Origin of the sequence: Gluconobacter sp. Dm-74 (assembly GCF_018256135.1) — a bacterium.
In the GTDB taxonomy this organism is placed as follows: domain Bacteria; phylum Pseudomonadota; class Alphaproteobacteria; order Acetobacterales; family Acetobacteraceae; genus Gluconobacter; species Gluconobacter cadivus.
Genome location: NZ_JAERLX010000001.1, coordinates 331485 through 357750 on the forward strand (window position 1 = coordinate 331485; position 26266 = coordinate 357750).

A 26266-nucleotide genomic window follows, 5' to 3' on the forward strand; every position below is an offset into this window, starting at 1 on the left:
ATGAAGTTTGGCTGGCTGTTTGCCCCGTCCATCACGTCCGTCATGTTCGCCCTCCGCACTACGGTCGCCTCGCTTCTGGCGCTGGCGATTGCGCTGTGGATGGAACTCGGTGAGCCGCAATGGGCCGCCATGACCGTCTGGATCGTCGCCCAGAATTCGCGCGGCGAGAGTATTTCCAAAGGGCGCTGGCGTCTGGTCGGCACCGTCATCGGGATGGTGATGGCCATTGTCCTCATGGCAGCGTTCCCGCAATCGCCGTGGCTGTTTCTGCCGGCTCTTGCTATCTGGGTCGGGCTGTGCGCGGGCCTTGCCACGCTGACGCATAATTTCCGCGGTTATGCGCTCGTGCTTGCGGGCTATACCTGCACCATCATCGCGCTGGGTGCGGTGAAGGAACCGGACCACGTCTTCAACATCGCGATGGCGCGTGGAACCTATATTTTCCTCGGGGTGATTTGCGAGACGGCGATGGGCATGATCGCGCTGCCCAATGTCGCTGGGCGCGCGCGTGAAGAGCTGCGGAACCGTCTTCAGGCCATCCTCACCCGCGCCATCCCGGCGCTGACGGCCGTGCTGCGCCAGAAAACGGGCGCGACGGATGATCTGTCTGCGCTGCTGGGCTCTCTTCAGGCTTCCAGCGACCAGATTGAATTCAGCCGTATCGAGATCCGCAGCGAAGGCAACGAAGTCGAGCACGCCTATGTCACGCTCGGGCTAGTTGCGCGTGTTCTATCGCGTGGACTGGGTCTGCGCACCCGCATGACGTCCGTGACGCATCAGCCTGAAGCTCTGCGGCCGTTTCTGGAAAACATGGCCAATGCTCTGGACGGCTTGCCGGAGCGTCTGGTGACGGACCGTCGCGGAATCGGTGCCCTGATGCAGGCCGAGGCCCTTCTGGCGGAATGTCGCGGGCGCATGCAAACGGTTCTGCCACGCGACGACGAGGATTCCCTCAACGAGGGCATCATCCTCACGGGCGTGGAAGTCATGCTGTCCGATCTGTGCGAGACCCTGCGCTCCTATCGGGCCAGCGTGGATGGGGCACCAGTGTCCGAACGGCATCGCCTGACCCGCAATCCGGACTGGCGCGCGTCCATGCGCAACGGCATCCGCACGACCGTGGCGTTGCTGTTCGGGGCCTATGTCTGGGAAGTCACGGCATGGCCGCAGGGCAGCGTGTTCCTGACCTTTATCGCCGTGGTCTGCGCGCGTTTTGCAACCTTCGAGAACACCGTGCTGTTGAGTTCCGCATTTTTCTACGGTGCGGTTTTCGCGGCTCTGGGAAGCATCATCCCGGTCTTTATCGTTATGCCGGTTACGGCGAATTATCCGTTCTTCTGCCTCGTGGTCGGGTTCTTCATGATGATCGGCGGGTTGGCAGCCCGCAATCCGTCCACTGCGGTTATGGCGGCGTCATATGGGACGTTTTTTCCATTCCTGCTGGGGATGGACAATCAGGGACGTATCAACGAGCTCGGCTGGTTTAACACCACCATCGCCCTGTTGCTCGGCCTTGGAGCGGGTGTGGTGATCTTCCGTGCCATCCTGCCGTTTACGCCCGCTCGTGCGGGCGAAGTCCTGCGCTATCAGCTCAAGCGCAGCCTGCGACGTCTGGCGTTGCCGGGTGTCGTGATGGACGAATATGTCTGGATCAACGAAGGCACGCAGAGCATGGAGCGCGCCGTGCGCTTTGCGGGTTCCCTGTCCAGCGATCGGGCAGAGGCCATGCTGCGCGGAACGCTCTCGGTGCTGACGGTCGGACGAAATGTGCTGATGCTGCGTAAACTCGCACAGCATGGAAGCCTGCCTGACACAGCGGTGGCTGCAGTGGACGGGCTGGTCCGCAACCTGTCCCGCCGCAAGCTGCCTCTGACGCACACGACAGCAACCATCGACCCAACACTCGACGAGCTTTATGCGCTGGAACGTCAGTCGCAGGACCCGTCGATCCGCCACGATCTGGTTCTGGCCATTGGTTCCCTGCTGATCGTGCGGACGGAAATGCCGGTCAGCAGGGCGTTTCTCAAAGGCGCGTTCTAAGGCGCCCTCAGGGTGTGGCGAGGAAGCGGAGCAGATCCTCGTTCACCCGCTCGGCATGGGTCAGGAACAGTCCGTGCGGCGCGCCTTCATAGGAAATCCAGGTCGAACCCGGAATGGCCGCTGCGGCTTTCTCGCCGGAGATTTCCGCCGGAACGGTTGAATCACCTGTTCCATGGATTACCAGCGTCGGCACGGTAAAGGCCTGAAGATCCGGACGGAAATCGGTCGTGCCCCACGCATCCACGCAGTCCAGCGTGGCCATCGGGCTAGCCATGCTGGCCAGCAGGAAGGACCAGTCCAGCACGCCCTGACTGACGGGGTGATGGATCATGCTGACGCCGTAGAAGTCTGGAATGAAATCTTTCAGGAAGCCAAAACGGTCCTGACGGATTTTCTGCTTGATGCCGTCGAGCACGGCAATGTCCACGCCTTTAGGATTGTCGGACGTCTTGAGCAGGAACGGCACGACGGACGACAGCAGGACGGTTTTGGAAATGCGTGAACGACCATGTCGGCTCAGATAGCGGGCGACTTCGCCGCCGCCCATGGAGAAGCCGACCAGCGTCGCATCCCACAGATCGAGCTGTTCAAGAATGACCGCCAGATCGTCGGCAAATGTATCGTAGTCGTAGCAGTCGATCGGGTGGCCGGACTGGCCGAAGCCGCGCCGGTCATAGGTGATGACGCGATAACCCGCCTCCACCAGTGCAAGCGTCTGTTTTTCCCACATGTCCCCGGTGAGGGGCCACCCATGAATCAGGACGACAGGCTTGCCTGCCCCCATGTCCTTGACGTGCAGGCTCGTTCCATCAGTTGCGGTGATATACGGCATGGTTCTGATCCTCGAAGGAAGTCATACGGGGATCAGAACTTGCTGCCGGGGTTTTGGTTGCGTGTCTTACCAGCCGTTTCCGCGCGGCGCGACATAGCCGTTGCCGGTGGCGTCGCCGAGCTGGCCGGACTGCGTGTTGTTGCTACCCTGATAGGACGATCCGAACTTGGAGAGGTTTGCGCCCGTTACGGAATCACGTTCCACACCCGCCTCATGATCCGGGTCCGGGCCATGCTCGAAATCGTTGGACGGCGTATCGGAATAGCCCGGAGGCGGTTTGCGATGGCCGCGTGCCCGGAAATGCTCGCCGCCTGTCGTGGCCTGCTGCTTGGCGTCCGTCTGCCCTTGATTCGGCTGCACGGGAAGGGTCGTGCCGGAGGCATAAGGCTGACCGAACGTCGCGGTCTGGGCCTGTGCCGCCCCTGCCACCAGGGCAGTCGCCAGCAGGGCGTGGCAGAAGAAACGGGAAGAGGACAACATGTGATCCAGTCCTTGGCCGATCATGACAACAAAACTGCCTTGCAGAGTTCTGATAACGTCATGGTCTGACATTCATCGGCAAGGCGGCATATACTTTTATAATCGGCCTGCTTTGAGCCGGGTTCAAGAGTTCTTTTCCTGTGCAACGTCCCCATATGCAGGCTCATGCCGCAATTCGGGAAATTTTATCGCCGTTCGGAGAGAGGTTGATGGAGGATCTTTTCGCGTCTCTGCGTCCCAGAACCGTTCTGGCGGAGGGCGCGGTGTGGATGCCTGGCTTTGCGCTGCCGGATGCTTCTGCGCTTCATCAGGCCATTACGGAGGTGAGCGCCGTCGCGCCCTTCCGGCATTTCTACACGCGCATGGGGCCGATGTCCGCCGCCATGACCTCCTGCGGAGCCTGTGGCTGGACAGCCGATCCATCGGGATATTGCTACACCCGAACCGATCCACAGACCGGCCTGTTCTGGCCAGCCATGCCGGACGCACTTCGTCATCTGGCTGTCCGGGCGGCAGCGGAAGCGGGATATAACGGCTTCGATCCAGCGTCCTGCCTCATCAACCGCTATGCGCCGGGAGCGGGCATGGGGCTGCATCAGGACCGTGACGAGGGGCGGCCGGAAGCGCCGGTTGTATCGGTTTCCCTTGGTATCCCGGCACGTTTTGCGTTTGGTGGCACGAGCCGGAGCGATCCGAAGTGCGTCATCGAACTTCTGGATGGGGATGTCGTGGTCTGGGGTGGGACATCGCGCTTTGCATGGCATGGGCTCTCCCGCATTCGCGAAACATTCCATCCGCAGACAGGGGCCATGCGATACAATCTGACGTTTCGCGCTATCAACGTCGCGCTTTTTCAGCCATAACCAGCCCCCCGCAACTCCCGCATTCACACCTTTCCGGAGGGCATTTGATGCACCCCTCGAGCCAGACCCCGACGTCCACCAACACGATGTCCTGGTCTCCTGCAAGCTGGCGTTCCCGCCCCATCGTCCAGGCTCCATCCTATGCGGATGAAGCGGCGCTTGCTGCTGTCGAAGCTCGTCTGCATCGATATCCACCGCTGGTCTTTGCGGGGGAAGCCCGTCGCCTCAAGACCCGGCTGGCCGCAGCCTCGCGCGGGGAAGCCTTCGTCCTTCAGGGCGGCGCCTGTGCCGAGAGCTTCGACGAGTTCACGGCTGACATCGTGCGCGACACGTTCCGCGTCCTGCTCCAGATGGCGGTCGTTCTGACATTCGCTGCCAAGGTGCCGGTCGTGAAGATCGGGCGCATGGCCGGACAGTACGCCAAGCCGCGCTCGTCCAATACCGAGACGATCGATGGCGTAACGCTGCCATGCTATCGCGGTGACATCATCAATGGCCCCGAATTCACGCCCGAAGCCCGTATTCCCGATCCGCGCCGTATGGAGACCGGATATTTCCAGTCCGCCGGCGTGATGAACCTGCTCCGGGCTTTCGCGCATGGCGGCTATGCGAACCTGCATCAGGTCCATAGCTGGAATCTGGGCTTTGTGGAGCGTTCTCCGCTCGCAGCGCGCTATCAGGATCTGGCCCACCGCATCGACGAGACGCTGTCCTTCCTCCGCGCCTGCGGGTTTGACGGTTCGGCCTCGCAGATCGACGAGACGGAGTTCTACACGTCTCACGAAGCCTTGCTGCTGCCTTACGAACAGGCCCTGACCCGCGTGGACAGCACGAGCGGTGCCTATTACGACTGCTCGGCGCATTTCCTGTGGATCGGCGATCGCACCCGTCAGCCGGACGGCGCGCATGTCGAGTTCCTGCGCGGCGTGCAGAACCCGATCGGCATCAAGGTCGGCCCGACCACGACGGTTGCGGATCTCGAAAAGCTGCTCGAAATCCTGAACCCGAATGATGAGGCCGGGCGCATCACGCTGATCTCGCGCATGGGCAAGGACAAGGTGCGTGAGCATCTGCCGCCGCTGCTCGATGCCGTGAACCGCACGGGCCGCACTGTGACGTGGCTGTGCGATCCGATGCATGGCAACACCACGACCACGTCCAGCAAGATCAAGACGCGCTCTTTCGACAACATCCTTGGCGAGGTGCTCGGCTTCTTCGACGTCTTCGAGGCAGCGGGTCGTCGTCCGGGCGGCATCCATCTTGAAATGACCGGTCAGGACGTCACGGAATGCATCGGTGGTGCCCAGTGTCTCACCGAGGATGATCTGGCCGGTCGCTATGAAACATTCTGTGATCCGCGCCTTAATGCGGAACAGTCCCTTGAAATGGCCTTCCTTCTTGCTCAGGAATTGACGGGACGAGCAGGAAAGAAATAATGACCGCTTCCGATCCCCAGAATACTCCACAAGCCGCGCTCCGGCGCGCGCTTGGTACTCTCGGCCCGCTGGACGAGACAACCATCGAAGCGCGGACGGACGCCTATTTCGGGCGAACGCGGCATATCGTGGAGCATTTCGGGGATTCCCGCGTCACCTATGCGGTGTTCATCCGCCGCCCGGTGATTGCGGCCTGCGGTCTGGTCACGCAGTGGCTGAAGAACGTGGCGGAGGCGCAGGGCTTCGATCTTCAATGCCGGGAAATGTATGCCGAAGGCGAGTGGGTCGGGGCGGGCGAGCCGCTCCTGTACCTGACCGGCAGTTTCAGCCGTCTGGCGCCGCTGGAAACGCTGGTGCTTCAGCGGATCGGCTCGACCTGCGTGGCCGCGCATAATGCTTATCAAATGGCCATGGCGCTCCCCTCCATTCCGTTCCTTGCCATGGACGCCCGCCACTGTGCAGGCTTCGAGATGCAGGAACAGATGGCCTATGCGGCGGGCGTCGGCTCCCGAGCGGCTCGCAAGGAAGGCGCTCGTGGCTTCATCGGCAATGCTAATGATGCCACGGCTGGTTTCTTCGGTCTTGATGCCGGTCTGGGCACGATGCCCCATGCCCTGATCGGCTATGCAGGCTCCACGCTGCGTGCGGCGGAGATGTATGACGAAGTCTATCCGAACGATCCGCTGACTGTGCTGGTGGATTACTTCGGACAGGAAATCACGGACGCGCTCGCCGTCTGTCGCCGCTTCCCCGAGCGTGCTGCAAAGGGCCATCTGAGTGTCCGTCTGGACACGCATGGTGGTCGCTTCCTTGAAGGACTGGACCCCCAGACCTCATATGGTGTGCTTGAGCGTCACACGCCGGGCACCATCCGCCGCTATCGTTCCGATCAGGAACTGCGCGATCTGGTGGGAACGGGCGTGTCGGCGGCGGCGATCTGGCGGATGAGGGAGGCTCTGGATCATGCAGGGTTCCATCATGTCAGGATTGTTGCGTCTTCCGGCTTCAACGTCGCCAAATGTTCGACGATGCGGGACGCTCATGCCCCGATCGACGTGATCGGCAGCGGGTCCTTCATCCCCGACCGCTGGTCCGAAACCTATGCAACGGCTGATATCGTGGCCTATGACGGGCAGCCCCGCGTCAAACTCGGACGCGAGTTCCTGCTCCAGAAGGTCCGTGACAGCCACGAGACATCCAAGGACATTTCATGACCGACGATACGATTGACCCTGTCGAAGGTGCCCCGGAAAACGACCCGCAGACGGGAACGTGGAGCGTACGCATCATCGACCTGTCCGGCGCGTCGGAAGGCGAGGATGACACGGTTGAGGTGGTCAAGGACTTCATCGACCTGATGCATGCCAACGCCTATGCCCGTGCTTACGTCCGCGACAGCATCGAGCGGTGCCGCACTCCGGGTGCGAGCAGCAATGAAGTGATCGAGAACTGGTTCGCTTTCGGCGAAAATGCCGAAGTCGTGGACGCTGGCGAGGATGGCTGGAAGTCCTCCACGGAACTCGAAGACTTCGCGGCCAGCCGTGCGACCCCGATGGAGCGTGACTGGCGCGCCATTGACCCGCGTCGCCTTGTCGATGACGAGGAAATCGCTGGTCCGCCGGATGATGACGACGACGAAGACGACGAAAACCGCCACGAAGTGATCCGTCACTGAACACCGGATGCAGGGAGGGGGGCTCTCCCCTTCTTTTGCATGGCCCTTCATAAAAACCCGCTCTGGCAACGCGGCGCATCATGCGGCATTAAGGCGTCATGAAACTGCGCTTCGCTCCGTCCCCGACCGGTTACCTGCATGTTGGCAATGCGCGCCTTGCCGTCGCCAACTTCCTCTTCGCACGCCATAACGGCGCAAAATTCCTGCTGCGGATCGACGATACCGATACCAGCCGGGGCAAGCCCGAATATGAAGAGGCAATCGGCAAGGATCTGTCCTGGCTGGGGCTGAAATGGGACGAGTACGTCCGCCAGTCCGAACGGCTGGACCGTTATGCCGAAGTCATTGAAAAGCTGAAGGCAACAGGGCGTCTTTATCCCTGTTTTGAGACGGAATACGAACTGAACGCCAAGCGCGAAGCCCGCATCCGCTGCGGCAAGGCGCCGATCTATGATCGCGCGATGCTCAAGCTTACGGCTGACCAGCGCGCCCGCGCCGAAGCCAACGGCAAGACCCCGCACTGGCGTTTCCGCCTGAGCGATGGCAGCCGCAAATGGAACGACCTCGTCATGGACGAGTGCTCGGTCAAGCTGACGGCCATTTCCGATCCGGTTCTGGTGCGTGGGGACGGTACAATCCTTTACACGCTGGCTTCCGTGATCGACGATCTGGATCTGGGCATCACGCATATCGTCCGTGGTGAAGACCATGTGACCAACACCGGCGTGCAGATCGATATCGCCGAGGCGCTGGGCGCGAAGCCCAACCGCTTCACCTTCGCGCATCTCCCACTTTTGCTGGATTCCGATGGCGGGAAGCTGTCGAAGCGGTTCGACTCGCTTGCGCTGAAATCCCTGCGTCAGGATGGGCTGGAGCCGATGTCGATCGTCTCCTATCTCGCTCGCGTGGGATCGTCTGACGATCCGCAGGTCATGACGATGGACGAGGCCATTGCGGCCTATGACATCTCGCATGTTTCCAAGTCGGCCGCGCGGTTCGACATGACGCAGCTTCTCGCCCTGAACCGCCGTGCGCTGCACAGCCTGCCGTTCGAGGCCGCAAAGGCGCATCTGCCGCCGGAAGCCGACGAGACGTTCTGGAACGCCGTGCGCGGAAACGTGGATCTCTCCGCCGAGATCCCGCACTGGTGGGACGTGGTGCATGGCACGATCGTCCCGCCCTCACAGCCGGAAGACCGCGAGTTCCTTCAGCAGGCCCTCGACACCCTTCCTGCCGAGTCGTGGGGCGAGGACACCTGGAAGGACTGGACCAACACGCTCAAGGAGGCTTCGGGCCGCAAGGGGCGCACCCTCTTCATGCCGCTGCGCCTGGCCCTGACCGGTGAAGACGCAGGCCCGGAACTGCACGTCCTGCTCGGCCTGATGGGGCGCGAGCGCACGGTTTCCCGTCTGCGGGACGCTATCCAGGCCTGACCCTGTTGCCCCGTCGCGCTTGTTGAGAAGCGCGACGGGGTTGATCTTTCAGATCGCCTTGACGGACCAGAACGCCGTCCAGCTTTCGCCCGGCTTCAGATGTAACAGGCCGGGTTTCTGTGAAAAATTGCCCTTGAAGCCAACTGGCGTTGCATAGCCGTACCATGGCTCGATGCACAGGAAATCGGCTCCGGGTTTCGTCCACAGGCCAAGTTCTTTGAAGCCGCCCCAGACGAACCGGATACCCGCTCCGTCCGGACCGACCATGTCCACGGACCGGCTTTCGGGCTTCTCCATGATGAGCGCGTCTTTTTCAAAAAGCGCATCCGTCAGTGCAAGGACGTTGTCCCGGACCGGCGTATGCTGTTTTTCCGGCAAAAGCAGCCCGTCAGCGTCAATGCGCCGGACGGGCAGGGGCTCGTCATATTCAAAAACCAGCCTGTAGCTGTCTTTTGCCACGCCCTCTTTTAGCGGCCAGCGGAACGCTGGATGCGCGCCGAGGGAGGCATGGAGCGTGCTGGTGCTGTCCGGATTATGCAGATGATACGAGACGCGCAGGGTGTTGTTCTCGATCAGATAGACCAGTCGCAGCCGGAAGGCGGACGGGAAGATCGCATGGCTTTCGACGTCGTCCACCAGCTCCAGCGTGCAGCCTTCGGGTGTCCGTGCAATCCAGCGGAAGACCCGGTCCCGCGCTAAGCCGTGCTGTTTCAGCCGGACGGGCGTGCCATCGAGCGTGATCTCGTATTCTGGGAGTCGGCCAATAATCGGAAACAGGACCGGCGACTGTCTCGGCCATGCCGGTCCTGCGTTCCAGAGCAGATCGTCCGTCCCGTTATGCAAGGCGACCAGTTCGGCGCCATGGCTTCTGACCGAGGCCTTCAGCAGGCCGGTCCCGAAATCATGTCTGTCGTCTGTCACGATATCCGTCATGGGATGTCTCCTGTCAGGGGGTAGGATCAGGCGTTTGCGGCGTATCGCCCGGCTCGGTCGTATGGAAGCGACGGAAATCGACCTCCACCCGCCCGTCCGGACGATTGGCGATCATATCCGAAAAACGGTAGCCGTGTTTCACATGTCCGATTTCATAGGCATGACGGGCGAAAACAGTCTGGGATGAGATTTCGTCCGTCCCATCCATCGTGATGATGATTTCCGCGTTCTGATCGATCAGCGTCTCGGCGGACAGGCCATAAAGCGGGCTCTGGCCGTCGATCAGATGCGTGGCGTTCAGGCTGATGCGGAAGATCGGCATGTGGGACTGTACCAGCGTGAGCCGGTCGAAACGCCGGACCAGACGACCGCGCTCGTCCGGCATGAGGCGTGTGAGCGTCATTTCGATATTGGCGGACAGGATCAGGGTGCGGCGCTGGTTGGCGATGCGGATCGTGAGGGTGGGGATCACGTCGTCATAGGAGACGACCGCGACATGACTGAACAGTACGCGGGCGCGAGGGCGCGAAAAGCGGGCGAAGACCAGCCCGGTGGCGAGCGCGTTCAGCATCATGCCCGCCAGCACTTCGAACGAGACGATGGTGTTCGTCAGCCTTCCGACAGGCGACATGGTGCCATAACCGACGGTTGAAATCGTTTGAACGCTAAAGAAAATATCGTCGAGGAAATCACCGTCCGGAACGCCGCTGACGCTGTGCGGGATGATGTAATACATCAACGCAAAGCCGATATTGATGACCAGATACAGCCCGATCGAGGCCCAGAAGAACATGAACCAGCTCATGGTCATCAGGGTATGGTAGAGGTCTCCAAGAGCGCCGGAATCCAGACCTGTGCGGATGATGTCGCTGCGGCCGTTCTCTTCGAGAACATGTGCCCGGATCCTGTTGACCGTCTCGACGACGGTGGGATGTCCGTGCTGTGATTCTGGCGCCCCCGGATCAGATCGGGCTTGCATCCGTTTCCGGTGGCGCCAGTGAATCATGGGGTCAGCTCCTGTTCCTGCGGGCGCTGCTCAGTTCGCTGACAACGCCGTGAAGGGTGCGAAGCTCCTGTTCCGTGACTTCGCCTCTGGTGAAGAAATGACGCAGGTTCCGCACCATGCCGGGGCGTTTCTGCTCGTTTCGAAGGAAATTGGTCTCATCCAGATCACGGATGAGATGGGACATGAAATTCTCCATCTCCCCCTTCGTCGCCACATGCGTCTCATTGGTCATGAGTTCGCGCGGTGGCGTCATGTCCTCGGTCAGGAACCACTCATAGGCCATGATCAGCACGGCCTGTGCGAGGTTGAGGGACATGAATTTCGGGTTGAGCGGATAGCGGACCAGCGTATCGGCGCGGGCCATGTCCTCGTTGTCCAGCCCGGCGCGTTCGGGTCCGAACAGGATGCCGGTGCGCAGACCGCGGGTAGAGGCGACGCGCAGTTCGGCCGCGGCACCTCGCGCGGTCATGACCGGCTTGACCACATGGCGCGGGCGCGGGCACGTCGCGAAAATGCGGTGCAGGTCGGCCACGGCATCGTCCACCGTCTCGAACACCTGAGCCGCGCCCAAGATCCGGTCCGCGCCCGACGACGCATACCAAGCGCGTTCCTGCGGCCAGCCGTCGCGCGGGGCCACGATCCGCAGATGGAACAGGCCGCCATTCGCCATGGCGCGCGCCGTCGTGCCGATATTCTCGGCAAGCTGCGGGCGCACAAGGATCACAACCGGATCAAAATCTCCAAGGGGGCCGATATCCGCCCCGCCGTCACGTCCGGTCATGATTACGCCTTCCGCCATGTTGTGCCACCGGGGCCGTCTTCAAGGGTGATACCATCGGCAGCAAGCTGCGCGCGGATGGCATCGGCTCGGGCGAAATCGCGGGATTTGCGGGCTGCAAGACGCTCTTCGATCAGGGTTTCGACCGCACTTGCGTCTACACCGGACTGAAACCACTCGGCGGGCGTCACATTGAACAGGCCCAGCATTTTTCCGGCAGCCAGCAGGCTGGAGGCCGCGTCCTGATCGCCCTGCATGGCAGCATCCGCCAGCGGGTGAAGGGCGGCGATGGCCAAAGGCGTGTTCAGATCGTCGCATAGCGCATCCATGACCGCTGCCGGAACATCGGCACCCGGCTGCGCATTGCCGCGTTCAAGTGCCCGGTACAGCCGGTCCAGAACCCGGCGGGCTTCTTCCAGCTTGTCCCAGCTGAAATCCAGCGTGGAGCGGTACTGCGCGCCCAGATAGAGCAGGCGCAGCGGTTCCGCGGGCGAGCGGTCCAGCACTTCGCGGATCGTGAAGAAGTTGCCGAGAGATTTCGACATTTTCTCGCCGTTCGACAGCAGCATCCCGTTATGGACCCAGTGCGTGGCGAACTTGCCATGCGGATGGCAGCACATGGACTGCGCGCGTTCGTTTTCATGATGCGGAAACAGCAGGTCGTCGCCGCCGCCATGAATGTCGAAGCTCTCGCCCAGATAACGGTGTGACATGGCCGAGCATTCGATATGCCAGCCCGGACGTCCGCGCCCATAGGGGCTGTCCCAGCCCGGCAGCTCCGGCTCGGAGGGCTTCCATAGCACGAAATCGCCCGGATCACGCTTGTAGGGTGCGACTTCAACACGCGCACCCGCGATCATATCGTCGAGCGAGCGGCCCGACAGCGCGCCATAGGACGGGAAGCTGCGAACTGCGAACAGCACATGCCCTTCGGCTTCATAGGCATGTCCGGTTTCGATCAACTGCGCGATCATCTCCAGCATATCGTCGATATGATGGGTGGCGCGGGGCTCGATATCGGGCGGCAGAATGAAGAGTGACGTGAGATCTTCATGAAAGGCCTGCGTCGTGCGTTCGGTCAGGGCGGAAATGTCCTCGCCGTTCTCTTTCGCGCGTGCGTTGATCTTGTCGTCCACGTCGGTGACGTTGCGGACGTAAGTGACGCGCGGATACAGCGTCCGCAGCAGGCGAATGAGGATATCCGCGCACATCATGGCGCGCAGGTTGCCCAGATGCGCGCGGTCATAGACGGTCGGTCCGCAGAAATAGACGCGCACATTCTCAGGATCGAGGGGTGTGAACGGTCGCTTTTCGCGAAGATGGGTATCGTGCAGGCGGAGCACGTGTGCAGCAGGATCGGCCATACGCCGATCAATGCGCCAGCCTTGGTTCGGGTGCAACAGGCTTTGTTGCTCTTGTCGGCAGGTTTGACGCCTGTATTAGGGGAGCATGAGCAGCACCTTTTCCAGTCATCCGCCGTCTGACCCGACAACGCCACGCAATCATGCCTTGACGCTCGTGCGGATTGCGCTGCCGTTGGCCCTGTCGCAGCTCTCCGAAATGGCGATGGGTGTCACGGATACGGTCCTGCTTGGTGGGCTGGGTGTGACGGAACTGGCCATTGGCGGTCTGTCCAGCACGTTCTTCTTCACGACAATGGTGACGTTTCAGGCCATTCTCGGTGGGGCAGGGGTGCTTCTGTCGCATGGGCGCGGCGCGGAAGATCATGGCCGCACGTCACATGACGGCCGCAGCGTCATGAGCGCGACGCTCGTACTCGCCATTGCGGTTTTTGTTCCGTGTGCCCTGCTGCTGGCTTTTTCGAAAACCATCTTCACGGCCATCGGTGAACCGGCGGAAGTCATCACACATGGCAGCCGCTTCATTGATATTCTGCTGTTGTCACTTCTGCCTGATCTGGCTGTCATTGGCGTTCTGCGTGTCGCGCTGCCAGCGCTCGGCGCTGAGACACTGCTGCTCTGGATCATGCCCGCAATGGCGGTCTGCAATGGGCTGACCAATGCGGCGCTGATCCACGGCTGGGCTGGGCTTCCGGCCATGGGGCTTTATGGTTCCGCAACGGCCACGACCCTGACGGGCTGGGTCGTCAGCTTTGCCCTGTTCGGTCTCTGCTTGACTCATGAGCGCGTCAGGGCGGTTCTGAAGCCAGCGCCTGTGCAGTGGGCCGTCATGAAGGATCTGCTGAAGCTCGGCGGCCCGATGATGATGGGGGCTGCGGCGGAAATCCTGATGTTCCAGATCACCAGTCTGCGTGCCGGTGAACTCGGAACGCCCAGTCTTGCGGCGCATCAGGTTGCGGTTAATGTCAGTTCGCTGCTGTTCATGGTGTGTCTGGCGATCGGTCAGGCGACAAATGTGCGTGTGGCGTACTGGCGCGGAGCGGGGCGTATGGAGCAGGGCCGCCGCGCGGCTCTGACCGGAATGGGCATCGTTCTGATGTGGAGCCTTGCCACATCCTCGCTGCTGCTGATCTGGCCTGAAAAGATCCTGCCGCTTTATTTCTCGAATCGTGCGCCGGACCCCGAAACCACAGCGCTTGTCGTAACGCTTCTCAAGATCGCCGGGCTCTACCAGATCGCAGATGGTCTGCAATGCGTCTTCAACGGTGCGCTTCGGGGCTGCGGAGATGCCGTGACGCCCATGCTGATTGCCATGGCGAGTTATGGTCTGGTCGGACTGGTGTTCGGAGGATGGCTGGCCTTCCACCAGCATGTTGGCGTGGAAGGCCTCTGGATCGGTATGGCGCTGGCACTGGCCACGACCTGCGTGGCCTTCGGGATCAGGCTGCTTCGCGTGATGCGGAAGCCCGCGCCTGCCATATCGTAAACCCGTAGATCACCAGTCCCAACACCGAGAACAGCGCCCCGCCCCAGCCAACGGACCCCAGCCCCAGCCCTGAACTGACCAGCACCGCCCCCAACCATGCTCCGAAGGCGTTGGCGAGATTGAACGCCGAATGGTTGAGTGAGGCGGCGAGCGTCTGGGCATCTCCGGCGACTTCCATCAGGCGGGTCTGGAGGGCAGGGGAGAGCATGATGATTCCGGCTGGAACCAGAAAGGTGATTGGCAGCATGGCGTAGGGCGAGGGTAGCAGCAGCCAGAAGCCCAGCATGAAGACAATGCTTCCCGTGAAGGAGACGATCACCGTCCGGTCGATGCTGCGGTCAACCATGGCTCCGCCAAACGCATTGCCCGCCACCATGCCCAGTCCCCATACGACCTGATAGACAGCCACGAGCCAACCCGGAAGCTGCGTCACTTCCGTCAGTCCGGTCGTCAGAAAGGTGTAGATCCCGAACAACCCCCCAAACCCGACCGCGCTGGTCAGCAGCGTCAGCAGAACCTGCGGGCGTTTGAACGCGCCGAGTTCGGTGAGTGCGGTTGCGCCCGGATGAGGCCTGTCACGCGGTGCGAAGAACCAGATCCCCACAAAACACAGAGCACCCAGAGCCGCGATCGTGCCATAGGCCACACGCCATCCCACGTGATTGGCGGCATAGGTCGAGAGTGGCGACCCGATAACGGTCGAAATCATGATGCCTGACAGCACCCGTCCGACCGCCCGTCCGCGCCGGGCGCGCTCGACCATTGACGCGCCGATCAGCGCTGAAACGCCAAAGAAAGCCCCGTGAGGCAGGCCCGTGATGAAGCGCATGAGTTCGATGCCCGCAAAGCTGGGCATCAGGATGCTGCCAATATTGCCCGCGATGAACAGGCATAACAGGCAAAGCAGAAGCGTGCGGCGTGGCAGGCGCGCGCCCAGGATCGCAATCAGCGGCGCTCCGATGACGACGCCCATGGCATAGGCGGAAATAGCCCAGCTTGCCTGAGAAATGGTGATGTTCAGGGAGTGTGAGAATTCCGGCAGCAGACCCATCATGGCGAATTCGCCGGTGCCGATGGTGAATGTCGCCAGCATGAGGGACAGCATGGCCGGTTCGACACCGTGGGGTGGGCGCACCCGTTCGACGTCGAGAGGTTCGATGGAGTCCATAAGGAGAATTCCGGGAATGGAGGTCAGGACCGTCCTGCCAGTGCCGGATCGTGAAACGCAGTCGTGGCTCCCCATCTCGGAGGAGCCACGACGAACAGATCAGTTCTCGGTCGGCAGTCGGATGGTCTGACCCGGATAAATGTCATCCTTGGCCGTGACAAGCGGTTGATTTGCATCAAGCAGTTCATCGCCGGTGATGTCCTGCGGCAGCTTGTCCGCCACTTCGTCCAGCGTCTTGCTCGTCTTGATTTCCAGAAACTCCGGCTCCGGCGTTCCGGCCGGGACGGCAATTTCGGCTTCAACAGCCGAGACGCCTGCAACATTGCCTGCCGCAAGAATCATCTGGTCGCGGTCCTTGGCATTGTCCGCCTTGCCGCGCAGATAGATCGTGCGATCGTCGATCACCAGATGGGACATGTGCATCTGGGCGAGGCCGAATCTTTTGAAGGCACGCTTGATGACGCTCTCCCCGGGCTTGGGGGGCAGAGGCGCATCAAGGGACTGCACCAGTCCTTCGAGGGAACCTTCGCCGATACGGCCGGCTTTGGGATTGAAGCGGTAGGTTTTCATACGGAAACTCGAAAAAACGTGTTGCTCCCCTTCAGGAGTGCTCGGGAAAAAGCGAAGGGGAGTTCCGGACAGTTAGCGCAGCCGGAGTTGATGTGGTTGCGTACTTTCCGCGCCCCCACTGCAAGAAAATGACATGGCTTGCAAGCAGGTTTTGATTGACCCCGCCCGGGGACTCCTGTAGGCGCGACGGCACAGCCGGAAACGTGGACGTACCGGCCGGTCCAACAGCGCGGGAGTCTGCAATCCCGCCGGCCCGGCATCTGGGTGCGCGCCCGCTCTTTCCAATCCGGGAGAGGGCCTACCGGCACAACAAAACGGATCGCCATGCAGCATGGGGCGGTTCTGATGAGTACAGGGGTCAACCCATGTCAAAGCGTCTTGAGAGCAAGTACAAGATCAACCGCCGCCTCGGCGTCAACCTCTGGGGCCGTGCCAAGTCCCCGGTCAACCGTCGCGAATACGGCCCCGGCCAGCACGGTCAGCGCCGCAAGCAGAAGCCGTCCGACTTCTCCATCCAGCTGATGGCCAAGCAGAAGCTCAAGGGCTACTACGGCAACATCAGCGAGAAGCAGTTCCGCAAGTATTATGACGAAGCCGTCCGTCGCAAGGGCGATACGTCCGAGAACCTGATCGGTCTGCTCGAGCGTCGTCTGGATGCCGTCGTGTACCGCCTGAAGTTCGCGATCACGCCGTTCGCATCGCGTCAGTTCATCAGCCACGGCCACGTCACGGTCAACGGCAAGAAGGTGAACATCCCGTCCTACCTCGTGAAGGAAGGCGACGTCATCGAAGTCCGTTCCTCCTCCAAGCAGCTCGCCATCGTGCTTGACGCTGTCCAGACGGGTGAGCGCGACACGCCGGAATACGTTGAAGTCGATCACCGCCAGATGAAGGGCACGTTCCTGCGTGTTCCGGTTCTCTCGGACGTGCCGTACCCGGTGCAGATGGAACCGAACCTGGTCGTCGAGTTCTACTCCCGCTGATCCTGAGCCGGGCCTCATGGCCCGGATCGGAACGCGACCGGAAAATGCCGGATGGGATTTCCCATCCGGCATTTTTTTGTTCTGGCTGGGCGAAGCGTTCATGATGTATCGTTCTGTTACCGATTGATGCGATCTGTATCGCATAGGGGGCAGAGGTACATGCGGGCTGGACTGTGGGTCATTCTGATTGTCGCGGGCCTCTGTGCTTTCGCTCAGGCTCGGGGCATCAATACGTTCATTGCGCCCGACATGCATTATCACCCACCCCCGCCGGGGCCGCATCCCATTCATTGTAAGGATGGAAGCATTGTCTGGACACCCAGACGCTGTCGGGTCATTCCGCCTGTCATGGAGCGTACGACGGCAGGAAAGACAGTAGATTCCGTACGCAATGTCGTGCGCAGCCTCACAGGGCATACACTGGGGTTTCGCTGGTAAGTTAGCGTGGGAACGGACCCTTTCTCCCTTGACGGAAAAAGCCGGTTTCTCCACATTGCGCCTCCCAACGGAAAAGCACATTTTCCGGGTGTCCTCTGCTGTTGTCAGACGTGCTATCTGACCCCCGGACACTGCGAGGGAGCCGGTCCCGGACTTCTCCCGGATTTGCTGTTGTCATCGGAGGCATCATGTCAGAGGCGCAGAGCGCTGAAATCAGCCGCGAGATCGCTCGCCGGCGTACGTTCGCAATCATTTCCCATCCTGACGCCGGTAAGACGACCCTGACCGAACGCATCCTGCGGGCGGGTGGCGCGATCCAGATGGCGGGCAATGTCCGCGCCAAGGGCGAACGCCGCCGCACGAAGTCCGACTGGATGGGCATCGAGCGCGACCGTGGCATTTCCGTCGTGACTTCGGTCATGACGTTCGAGTACGGCGACTGCGTTTTCAACCTGCTCGACACTCCGGGCCATGAAGACTTTTCCGAAGACACCTACCGGACCCTGACGGCCGTGGATTGCGCGGTCATGGTCATCGACGCCGCCAAAGGCATCGAAGACCGGACCCGCAAACTCTTTGAAATCTGTCGCCTGCGCGACATTCCCATCGTCACCTTCATCAACAAGATGGACCGTGAAGCGCAGGACTGTTTTGCGCTGCTTGACGAAATTGCCAACACGCTCGCGCTGGACACGTCTCCGGCCACATGGCCGATCGGACGTGCTGCCAAGTTCATCGGCACATACGATCTGCGGACGCAGACAGTGCATACGAAAGAGCCCGTTGGCGAAGACGACCCCCGCATCATCCAGATGCGCCAGGAAGTCGAACTTGCCGAAGCCGCATTGCCCCTGTTCGATCGGGAGTCCTTCGATGCGGGCCATCTGTCTCCGGTCTTCTTCGGCTCGGCCATGAAGGAAATCGGCGTCACGGATCTGCTCGACGCGCTTGTGGCTTATGGTCCCGCACCCCGTGCGCAGCAGACCGAAACCCGCGAGGTCAAGGCTTCCGAAGATCAGGTTACGGCGCTGATTTTCAAGATTCAGGCCAATATGGACCCGAACCATCGCGACCGTATGGCCTTCGCCCGCGTCTGTTCCGGTCGTCTGACCCGTGGGATGCGGTTGAAGCATGTCCGGACCGGCAAGCAGTTCGCCCTGCACACGCCGCAGTTCTTCTTCGCCCGCGACCGCCAGCTTGCCGAAGAGGCGTTTGGTGGCGACGTCGTCGGTATTCCGAATCACGGCACATTGCGGATCGGCGATACGCTGAGCGAGAGCGAAGACCTGCGTTTCACGGGCGTGCCGCACTTCGCCCCCGAAATCCTGCGTCGGGTCCGCCTCGATGACGCCATGAAGGCCAAGAAGCTGCGTCAGGCTCTCGTGGAACTGGCCGAGGAAGGCGTGGTTCAGCTTTTCCGCCCGCAGGATGGCCTTTCGCCGATCGTGGGTGTGGTCGGAACACTTCAGCTCGACGTGCTTCAGTCGCGTCTGCTGGGCGAGTATGGTGTGACCATCGGTTTCGAAAGCACGCCTTACTCGCTGGCCCGCTGGATCACGGGTGACCGTGCCAAGATCGAGATGTTCCAGGACATGAACCGCTCCGCCATGGCCGACGATCTGGACGGAGACCCGGTTTTCCTCGCGACCTCCTCTTTCATGATGCGTCGGACCATCGAGATGAACCCCGATCTGGCGTTTCACGACATCAAACAGATCGGCATGTCAGCCGCGTAAACATCAAAACCCCGCTCTGCAAGGAGCGGGGTTTTTCTTTACAGCCCCATCAGGGACAGAATATCGGCAAAACTGCGTAGCGACGCACCCTGCACAACCAGTGTTCGTCCGATCTGGAGCGCTTTCTGTCGTGCCAGAAGCCGATCCTTTTCGGTGCTGCACACTCCATAATCGGCGACCTGCGCAAACCCGATTGTGCGCCGGATCATTTCAAGCCCACAGAACCCGGCCGTATCGCGCAGAATGTCGTGCAGGAACGTCTCGATCAGATCCTGACGGGCCGCAGGTCCGGACAAAGCCCACTGATCGCCACCCTCCTTTGAGAGGCTGGAGCGTAGTTCCGTCGAGAAGTTCTGCCACAAGGCCAGCATTTCGTCTCTGAGGAACGCAGCCTTGTGGGGGACGGCGCAGAGATGCAGCGCCAGATTGCCCAGATAAAGCCCGCAGTCGAACCCGACCGGCCCCATAGTGGCGAACTCACCGTCAATGACGCGGACATCCGAACCGTCCAGCATGATGGAGCCGGTATGCAGGTCGCCATGAAGCAGCGCCTGCCTTGCTGTCAGGAAACGCTCCTGAAGCCGGCCAACAGCCTGATGCAAATTCTGGTCGTTCTGAAGCGCTTTCACGTCTTCACGCAGACCGGCCTCCGGCTCCGGGTTACGATCACAGACGCGGTACGGGTCCGTGAGGATCAGATCGACCGTAATGCGGGTGAGGGCGGTATTGCCGGAAAACTGTTCCAGCAGGCGGGCGCCGGTCTCAAACGGCTGGTTCACCCATCCCGTCGCCTGCACGGTTCTGGCCACATAGGTTCCGATCACGGCGGAAAATCCCGGAAGCGCACGATCCGCGATCAGCGCCGATCGCAGAACTTCATGAGCCGTCAGACATTCCATGACGATCAGAAACAGATCTGCATCATAGGCCAAGAACTCCGGCATCAACCCCGGAACGGCAGGCGCCATAGTCTGCATATAGCGCGATTCATACAGCGCCCGCTCCAGTGGCATCGGCCAGTCAGGAGCAACGCGCACATGGGGCAGCGCCTGTTTGCAGCACAGTGCCCCCGTCGGACCCGTGACCAGAAACACCGTGTTGAGGTTGCCGTCGCTCACCTCCTGAATGGTCCAGTCGTCAGCCTTGCCGCCCAGACGCTCCGAAAGCTCCGGTTGCTGTACGAGCCAGTCCCGCAGGCCCGCAGCATCCAGAATATGATAGGTCATCGGTTTTGCTCCAGCATGGCGGAGAGGGTGGGGACGAGCAGCGCGGGAAGTGGCGTATCAGGCCGGATCAGCATCAATGTTTGATATTCGGCATTGCCCAGACGGCTGCAACGTTCTTTCAGCGCTTCGAAATCCAACATAGTGGTAATCTTCATGCCGACATCCACGATATGCGTTTGCGGATGTTCACAGGCTAGAAGACAACTTTCGATCTGACATTCCGTCTCAGCCACCCCGAGTTCTTCAAAACATTCCGCCATTAACTGGGCTGCAAGATCAATCTGCGCTTCGCCAGCACGGCTTTCCACATTGCCCGCCGGAGCGCCCTGCCAGTATCCGGGCAGGTACAGGGACTGTTCCGAGCGCTGCCCAATCACGATCCCGTCTGTCGTCCGGAAAAGACCCACAACTGCCAGTGGGCGCAGAGAATCTGCCCCATACAGATCTGGTTCCCGCATCTGGGCCAGAACCCGCCTGTATTCCGACCAGTGCCCACGGATGATGTCTGCTTCGATCACATCGGCGCAGAAAACGCGTCCGTTATAGAGCGTGGGATGCTTCGCAAGCGCGGCATTCCAGTGCGATGCTACGCGACTTTCGATTTCTGGGGGCAGTTCTGGCATAGCCCGCTCAACTCGAACCACGACCTGAGGGGCCAAAGGGGTAACGGGCCATGCAGATCGGAAATCAGACATCGATCGCTCCGGGCGGGACAGCGGGAAGGGTACCCTTCATGGACTGGAACCTTCGGCCCTGCAACGCTCTATCAGGGCATGTCCAGCCGGATCGAAACCGGGCAGTGATCCGAAAGACCCACAGGAGCCGTATCGTTTTTATAGGTCATGACCTGCAGGCTGTCCGGCACGAGCCAGTTCCGTGCCGCATTGCCCAGCAGGATATGGTCGATGAAATATTCGCCGCCCCAGCAGGGACTGGCCTTGCCCGCCGTCGTTAGCATGACAGGTGTTTCAGTCTCGATCTGCTGCATCAGCGGATCATGCAGCGTCAGGCGCCGGTTGAAATCTCCCAGAACGGCATAGGCCTCGCCCTCGTCCTGCCGTTCGAGCATCCAGTCCTGCATGACGCGAACCTGCTGATATAGGGTAGGGCAAGAGTGTTGACGCTGGTTCAGCGGCTGGTCCCAGCATCCCGTCTTGAGATGTACGACCAGCAGACGCAAACTGGCGTGCGCATCACTGATGGTGACATCCAGACCACCGCGAAGTTGGTGAGGTGCATCTGATGCTGCGACATTGAGGGCAGAAAGTTCCTCATTGACCGTCACATGCAGATCGCGACGTACGGCGACACCCACCCTCTGCACCACCGCATCAGGCGTCAGGAGAATCTGATATGTTTTGGGGTTGAAAACCCGGGAAGCGGCGATCGGGCCGTCCACTTCCTCAAAAGCCACGACATCTGAGTCCAGATGTCGGGCATAGGCCGCGAGTTTTGAAAAATCGCGGTGCTCTCCCCCCGGAACGTCATCTGGCAATGCGCCATCGCCCGAGGGGCGAAGGGTCAGCCAGTCCATGTTCCAGGTCGAGAGTTTCAGAATATGCGCTGAAGCTGTTTCCATGCTGGCAATCCCGATAAGACCGGCCAGCAGGGAAGCTGCGGCCTGTTTCAGGCAGCCTGTCCTTCGGTAGCGCACATTTCTTCAAGCACGTTCTCGACGGTGCGTGTCTTGCGTGTGCTCTCATCAATGATGAGGATCTCTCCCTTGGGAATGTCGTAGAACCAGCCCTGTAGCTTCAATTCACCCTGCGCCAGCGCCCGCACGACGGCAGGGTGCGTGCGCAGATGCACAAGCTGGAGCATGACGTTGTATTCGGCCAGCGAACGGATATCTTCCGGGCCAGCATCTTCTGCCTTGAGGTTCCCAAGTGCGGCGCGGGCGGCTTCGCCATGACGCATCCAGCTCTTGACCGTCGGCAGATTGTCCAGCTTCGGGGAGTTCAGGTCCATCAGTGCGCCCATCGCGCCACAGTTGGAATGCCCGCAGATGATGACGTTCTTCACCTTGAGTGCGCCGACCGCATATTCGATCGCAGACGACACACCGCCCAGCATCTCGCCATAAGCCGGCACGATATTGCCGACATTGCGTACGATGAACAGCTCACCCGGCTCCGTCTGAGTAATCAGACTTGGGCTGATCCGGCTATCGGCGCAGGTGATGAACAGGGTTGACGGAGACTGACTGGAAGCCAGGCTCTCGAACAGTTCCGCACTCTCGGGATAAACGTCCGTTTCGAATTTCCGGACGCCGCCCAGCAGTTTCGCCAGAGTATCACGACCACAGGCCATGGTGTTCTCCTTCATCTTGAACTACCGGGCAGTTAGAAGGCTTTATCAGGACAGGTAAAGCATGATTCCGGTCAACCCATGCTTTGTCACTGCCCTGACATACCATGATGCGATTGCTTATGCTGCTCCCAATGTCGTGCGCAGCATTGCAAAGACCGCATCCGCATTGGCATCCGGGCCGCCGGCCTGAGCCATATCCGGCCGGCCGCCGCCGCCTTTTCCGCCCATCAGCGCGGAGGCCTCACGGACGAGCTTCACCGCATCCAGACGGTCTGTCAGGTCCTTGGTCACGGCAATCACAATGCTGCCACGACCATCCGCATTGGACATCAGCGCCACCACGCCGGACCCGATCTGCTGGGAAATGCTCTCCGCCAGACCCTTAAGTTCCTTGGGACTGACATCTCCCAGATCGCGGGCCGAAAGCGTGATGCCGTTGATGCTCTCGGTTGCGTTTGTGCCTTCGCCGGTGGCCAGCTTGCGCTGGAGATCGGACACCTGCGACGTCAGGGATTTGCGCTCTTCGAGCAGCGCCGCCACACGGGCAGCAGCGTCGGCCACGGGAACCTTGAGCAGATCCGCGATCTGCTTCAGGCGGTTCTCGGTTTCCAGTGCCAGCGCTTCGGCTGCCAAACCGCAGACCGCTTCAATCCGCCGCACGCCAGCCGAGACACCGCTTTCCGAAACGATCCGGAACGGCCCGATCTCGCCCACGCGGCCCACATGCGTGCCACCGCACAGTTCGATGGAATAGGCGGCACGATCATCGTCGCCATTGCCCATCGAGACGACGCGGACCTCGTCGCCGTATTTTTCGCCAAAGAGCGCCATCGCGCCTTCCGCGACGGCTTCTTCCTGCGTCATCAGGCGCGTCTGGACCGGAGCATTCTCGCGGATGCGGGCATTGACCTCCGCCTCGACTGCCGCAAGTTCCTCACCTGTCAGCGGACGTGGCTGGCTGATATCGAAGCGCAGACGCTCAGGCGCATTCAGGCTACCCTTCTGCGTGACATGGGTTCCGACCTGACGGCGCAGGGCTTCATGCAGCAGATGGGTCGCGGAATGATGGCCACGAACTGCCGTGCGGCGGGCGTGATCGATCTCGGCATGAACCGCCATCCCCGGCTTCAGCGTGCCTTCGACAACCCTGCCGTAATGCACGATCAGATCGCCGTTGCGCTTCTGCGTATCCGTAATTTCGACGCGCAGGCCGGCGGCTGTCAGCGTTCCATGATCGCCGACCTGACCGCCGCTTTCGCCGTAGAACGGCGTCTGGTTCAGCAGGATCGCAACCGTATCGTCGCCAGCAGTGGCCGAAGCCAGTTCGTCATTGCCACGGAAAATGCCCTGCACTTCCGCATCGGATTTTTCCGAAACATAGCCGAGGAACTCGCTGGGACCGTGCCTGTCGCGTGCATCGAACCAGACCGTCTCGGCAGCGGTGTCACCCGATCCAACCCAGGCCGCGCGCGCGCGCTTGCGCTGCTCGGCCATGGCGGTCTCGAAGCCGGTTTCGTCAACCGTGCGTCCCTTTTCGCGCAGGGCGTCCTGCGTCAGATCGAGTGGGAAGCCGAACGTGTCATACAGCTTGAACGCCACATCGCCGGGGAGGGCTTCCGTTTCGCCCAGACGGTCCAGTTCATCGGAGAGCAGCGTCAGGCCACGCTCCAGAAGTGCTGTGAAGCGTTCTTCCTCGCCCTTCATCGTCTGTGCGATGAGCACCTGATGCTGGACCAGTTCGGGATAAGCCGCGCCCATCTGCTGGATCAGCGCCGGGAGCAGGCGATAGAAGACAGGCTCCTTCGCGCCCATCATATGCAGATGGCGCATGGCACGGCGCATGATGCGACGCAGCACATAGCCACGCCCTTCCTTGGACGGCAGCACGCCATCGGCGATCAGGAAGGCGGTAGAGCGCAGATGGTCGGCGACAACGCGGTGGCTGGACTTGAATGCCCCATCCGCGTCCTGATGCATCACATCAGCCGAGGCTTCGATGAGCGCACGCATGGTATCGGTATCATAATTGTCCCGTTTGCCCTGCATGATCGCGGCGAAACGCTCCAGCCCCATACCCGTATCGATCGAAGGGCGGGGCAGCGAGTCACGCGAACCGTCCGGCTGATCGAGGAACTGCATGAACACGAGGTTCCAGATCTCGACGAAACGGTCGCCGTCTTCGTCCGGGCTGCCCGGAGGGCCACCGAAGACGCTGTCCCCATGGTCGTAGAAAATCTCGGAACACGGACCGCACGGTCCCGTATCGCCCATGCGCCAGAAGTTGTCGGACGTCCCAATGCGGATGATCCGATCATCGGACAGTCCGGCGATTTTCTTCCAAAGTTCCGCGGCGTCTTCGTCTTCCGCATAGACGGTGGCGAGCAGCTTTTCTTTTGGTAGTCCGAAATCGCGTGTCAGCAACGTCCAGGCGAATTCGATAGCTTCGGGTTTGAAATAATCTCCGAAGCTGAAATTCCCCATCATCTCAAAGAACGTATGATGGCGCGCCGTGTAGCCAACATTATCGAGATCGTTGTGCTTGCCGCCTGCCCGCACGACTTTCTGCGCCGTGGTGGCGCGGGAATAGGGACGGGTTTCCTGACCGGTGAAGACGTTCTTAAACGGCACCATGCCAGCGTTGGTGAACAGCAGTGTCGGGTCATTCTGCGGCACCAGCGATGCCGACGGAACAATGCGGTGGCCTTGTGCACCGAAATATTCGAGAAAGGCCGATCTGATATCGTTGGTGCTGGTCATGATAAGGGAGCGTCAGTTCCGGAAAAGCAGGGAAATCGTCTGCCTGTCCTAGACTATTGTAGCGGCCTTGGAAATGCAGCCTTCAGTCATTGTGGTCATGCAGTCTGAAGGTGTTATTCTCCAGACCCGACAGATCCGGTTCGGGCTCCGGTGCCGTCAGTCCGGCGGCAGGGATCTCTACTGCCATCTGGACGAGTTCCAGCGGAGTTTCCGGTGTCTGGGCGCGAAAGACGAGGCGTCTCGAAAGATTGAAATTGGCGATCATGCCGCACAGTGCGCCTGCGGCCAGTGCCAGTGCAGGAAAATGCACGGTCAGTGGAACCGTAGCGTAAAGCAGGAAAACCATTCCACGGTTGAGGAGAAATCCGAACGAATTGGCCAGCAGGAATCGAAGCCATTGCAGGACCATATGCTGGTTGTCGTTGGCTGAGAGCCGAAAAGTCCAGAAGCGGTTGAGGCACCAGTTTCCGGTCGCTGCCACGAAATAGGCAATCAGCGTTGCTGCGACCAACCCTGCTGGCTGACGCAACAGGGATACCGTTCCCCAGTCCACAAGAAATCCGAGAGCCCCGACAACCCCAAAACGCAGGAACTGGTCAATGATTTCCGGGCGGCTGCGCGGATAAAAGATACGGCTGCGTCGCAAGGGACCATGTCTCCGGTGTGTCGGGTGGAGTGGCTCTAGCGTGCCGGGAAAGAGACATGCAAGGGCGTTCTGTCTTCAGTCTGGATGAGCGCATAAAGAAAAAGGCGCC

General features: G+C 60.8%; 24 protein-coding genes. 10 read left to right on the forward strand and 14 right to left on the reverse strand.

All coding sequences use genetic code 11. From position 1 onward, the window contains the following. The gene (locus JK208_RS01525; RefSeq protein ID WP_194266609.1) at window positions 1-2040 is read left to right on the forward strand and encodes an FUSC family protein; all 2040 of its coding nucleotides are present in this window, start codon (window positions 1-3) and stop codon (window positions 2038-2040) included. A 7-nt stretch (window positions 2041-2047) separates the two neighbouring features. Here JK208_RS01525 and JK208_RS01530 read toward each other — a convergent pair whose 3' ends face one another. Next, entirely contained in the window at window positions 2048-2872 is an 825-nt protein-coding gene (locus JK208_RS01530; protein ID WP_211574080.1) for an alpha/beta fold hydrolase, read from the reverse strand. 66 nt (window positions 2873-2938) lie between these two features. Beyond that, the gene (locus tag JK208_RS01535; RefSeq protein WP_174694200.1) at window positions 2939-3352 is read right to left on the reverse strand and encodes a hypothetical protein; all 414 of its coding nucleotides are present in this window, start codon (window positions 3350-3352) and stop codon (window positions 2939-2941) included. A 209-nt stretch (window positions 3353-3561) separates the two neighbouring features. On the opposite strand from JK208_RS01535, the gene alkB reads away from it, so the two are divergent. The 5 genes from alkB to gltX all read left to right on the forward strand — a co-directional run bounded on the left by alkB (window position 3562) and on the right by gltX (window position 8759). After that, on the forward strand, window positions 3562-4215 hold the full coding sequence (gene alkB / locus JK208_RS01540) for a DNA oxidative demethylase AlkB (protein ID WP_211574081.1): 654 nt from the start codon (window positions 3562-3564) through the stop codon (window positions 4213-4215). A 47-nt stretch (window positions 4216-4262) separates the two neighbouring features. Then, window positions 4263-5651 (forward strand): class II 3-deoxy-7-phosphoheptulonate synthase, encoded by a 1389-nt coding sequence (locus tag JK208_RS01545; RefSeq protein WP_194266801.1) that lies wholly within the window; start codon window positions 4263-4265, stop codon window positions 5649-5651. Continuing rightward, window positions 5651-6865 (forward strand): nicotinate phosphoribosyltransferase, encoded by a 1215-nt coding sequence (locus JK208_RS01550; RefSeq protein WP_206033143.1) that lies wholly within the window; start codon window positions 5651-5653, stop codon window positions 6863-6865. The genes JK208_RS01545 and JK208_RS01550 overlap by 1 nt, the downstream gene beginning before the upstream one ends. Continuing rightward, complete coding sequence (locus tag JK208_RS01555) at window positions 6862-7326, forward strand: hypothetical protein (protein ID WP_211574082.1); 465 nt, start codon at window positions 6862-6864, stop codon at window positions 7324-7326. The genes JK208_RS01550 and JK208_RS01555 overlap by 4 nt, the downstream gene beginning before the upstream one ends. A 98-nt stretch (window positions 7327-7424) precedes the next feature. Continuing rightward, complete coding sequence (gltX, locus tag JK208_RS01560; protein WP_211574083.1) at window positions 7425-8759, forward strand: glutamate--tRNA ligase; 1335 nt, start codon at window positions 7425-7427, stop codon at window positions 8757-8759. Between the two features lie 48 nt (window positions 8760-8807). Here gltX and JK208_RS01565 read toward each other — a convergent pair whose 3' ends face one another. The 4 genes from JK208_RS01565 to cysS are packed head-to-tail and all read right to left on the reverse strand — an operon-like array spanning window position 8808 to window position 12840. Further along, on the reverse strand, window positions 8808-9692 hold the full coding sequence (locus tag JK208_RS01565; RefSeq protein ID WP_211574084.1) for an aldose 1-epimerase family protein: 885 nt from the start codon (window positions 9690-9692) through the stop codon (window positions 8808-8810). A gap of 13 nt (window positions 9693-9705) precedes the next feature. Continuing rightward, window positions 9706-10671 carry an ion channel gene (locus tag JK208_RS01570; RefSeq protein ID WP_249201869.1) on the reverse strand — a complete coding sequence of 322 codons (966 nt, stop codon included), beginning with the start codon at window positions 10669-10671 and terminating at the stop codon, window positions 9706-9708. A 31-nt stretch (window positions 10672-10702) separates the two neighbouring features. Further along, window positions 10703-11479 carry an RNA methyltransferase gene (locus tag JK208_RS01575; RefSeq protein ID WP_211574086.1) on the reverse strand — a complete coding sequence of 259 codons (777 nt, stop codon included), beginning with the start codon at window positions 11477-11479 and terminating at the stop codon, window positions 10703-10705. A gap of 2 nt (window positions 11480-11481) precedes the next feature. Continuing rightward, window positions 11482-12840, reverse strand: coding sequence for a cysteine--tRNA ligase (gene cysS / locus JK208_RS01580; RefSeq protein ID WP_211574087.1), 1359 nt, complete (start codon window positions 12838-12840; stop codon window positions 11482-11484). Between the two features lie 85 nt (window positions 12841-12925). Between cysS and JK208_RS01585 the strand changes: the two genes are divergently transcribed. Next, complete coding sequence (locus JK208_RS01585; protein ID WP_211574088.1) at window positions 12926-14323, forward strand: MATE family efflux transporter; 1398 nt, start codon at window positions 12926-12928, stop codon at window positions 14321-14323. On the opposite strand, the gene JK208_RS01590 is transcribed toward JK208_RS01585, so the two are convergent. Both JK208_RS01590 and JK208_RS01595 read right to left on the reverse strand, forming a co-directional pair. Further along, a complete protein-coding gene (locus tag JK208_RS01590) occupies window positions 14277-15491 on the reverse strand; it encodes an MFS transporter (protein ID WP_206033151.1) in 1215 nt (404 codons plus the stop codon). The two genes, JK208_RS01585 and JK208_RS01590, sit on opposite strands and share 47 nt — an antisense overlap. 99 nt (window positions 15492-15590) lie before the next feature. Further along, on the reverse strand, window positions 15591-16061 hold the full coding sequence (locus JK208_RS01595; RefSeq protein WP_062033644.1) for a BON domain-containing protein: 471 nt from the start codon (window positions 16059-16061) through the stop codon (window positions 15591-15593). A 365-nt stretch (window positions 16062-16426) separates the two neighbouring features. Here JK208_RS01595 and rpsD point away from each other — a divergent pair, with 365 nt between their 5' ends. The 3 genes from rpsD (at window position 16427) to JK208_RS01610 (ending at window position 19218) form a co-directional block, all read left to right on the forward strand. Further along, complete coding sequence (gene rpsD, locus JK208_RS01600) at window positions 16427-17044, forward strand: 30S ribosomal protein S4 (protein ID WP_099285388.1); 618 nt, start codon at window positions 16427-16429, stop codon at window positions 17042-17044. Window positions 17045-17203: 159 nt separating this feature from the next. Further along, window positions 17204-17482 (forward strand): hypothetical protein, encoded by a 279-nt coding sequence (locus JK208_RS01605; RefSeq protein WP_211574089.1) that lies wholly within the window; start codon window positions 17204-17206, stop codon window positions 17480-17482. A 188-nt stretch (window positions 17483-17670) separates the two neighbouring features. Further along, entirely contained in the window at window positions 17671-19218 is a 1548-nt protein-coding gene (locus JK208_RS01610; RefSeq protein ID WP_211574090.1) for a peptide chain release factor 3, read from the forward strand. 38 nt (window positions 19219-19256) lie between these two features. Here JK208_RS01610 and mtnK read toward each other — a convergent pair whose 3' ends face one another. From mtnK to JK208_RS01640, 6 genes are all read right to left on the reverse strand, one after another. Next, the gene (gene mtnK, locus JK208_RS01615) at window positions 19257-20444 is read right to left on the reverse strand and encodes an S-methyl-5-thioribose kinase (RefSeq protein WP_211574091.1); all 1188 of its coding nucleotides are present in this window, start codon (window positions 20442-20444) and stop codon (window positions 19257-19259) included. Continuing rightward, window positions 20441-21139, reverse strand: coding sequence for a hypothetical protein (locus JK208_RS01620; protein ID WP_211574092.1), 699 nt, complete (start codon window positions 21137-21139; stop codon window positions 20441-20443). The genes mtnK and JK208_RS01620 overlap by 4 nt, the downstream gene beginning before the upstream one ends. A 71-nt stretch (window positions 21140-21210) precedes the next feature. Further along, window positions 21211-22023: an endonuclease/exonuclease/phosphatase family protein gene (locus JK208_RS01625; protein WP_211574093.1), complete on the reverse strand. Its 813-nt coding sequence runs from the start codon at window positions 22021-22023 to the stop codon at window positions 21211-21213. Between the two features lie 47 nt (window positions 22024-22070). Beyond that, window positions 22071-22754 (reverse strand): carbonic anhydrase, encoded by a 684-nt coding sequence (locus JK208_RS01630; protein ID WP_211574320.1) that lies wholly within the window; start codon window positions 22752-22754, stop codon window positions 22071-22073. 117 nt (window positions 22755-22871) lie between these two features. Next, window positions 22872-25511: an alanine--tRNA ligase gene (gene alaS, locus JK208_RS01635; RefSeq protein ID WP_211574094.1), complete on the reverse strand. Its 2640-nt coding sequence runs from the start codon at window positions 25509-25511 to the stop codon at window positions 22872-22874. Window positions 25512-25593: 82 nt separating this feature from the next. After that, a complete protein-coding gene (locus JK208_RS01640; protein WP_211574095.1) occupies window positions 25594-26157 on the reverse strand; it encodes a GtrA family protein in 564 nt (187 codons plus the stop codon). Window positions 26158-26266: the final 109 nt, after the last annotated feature.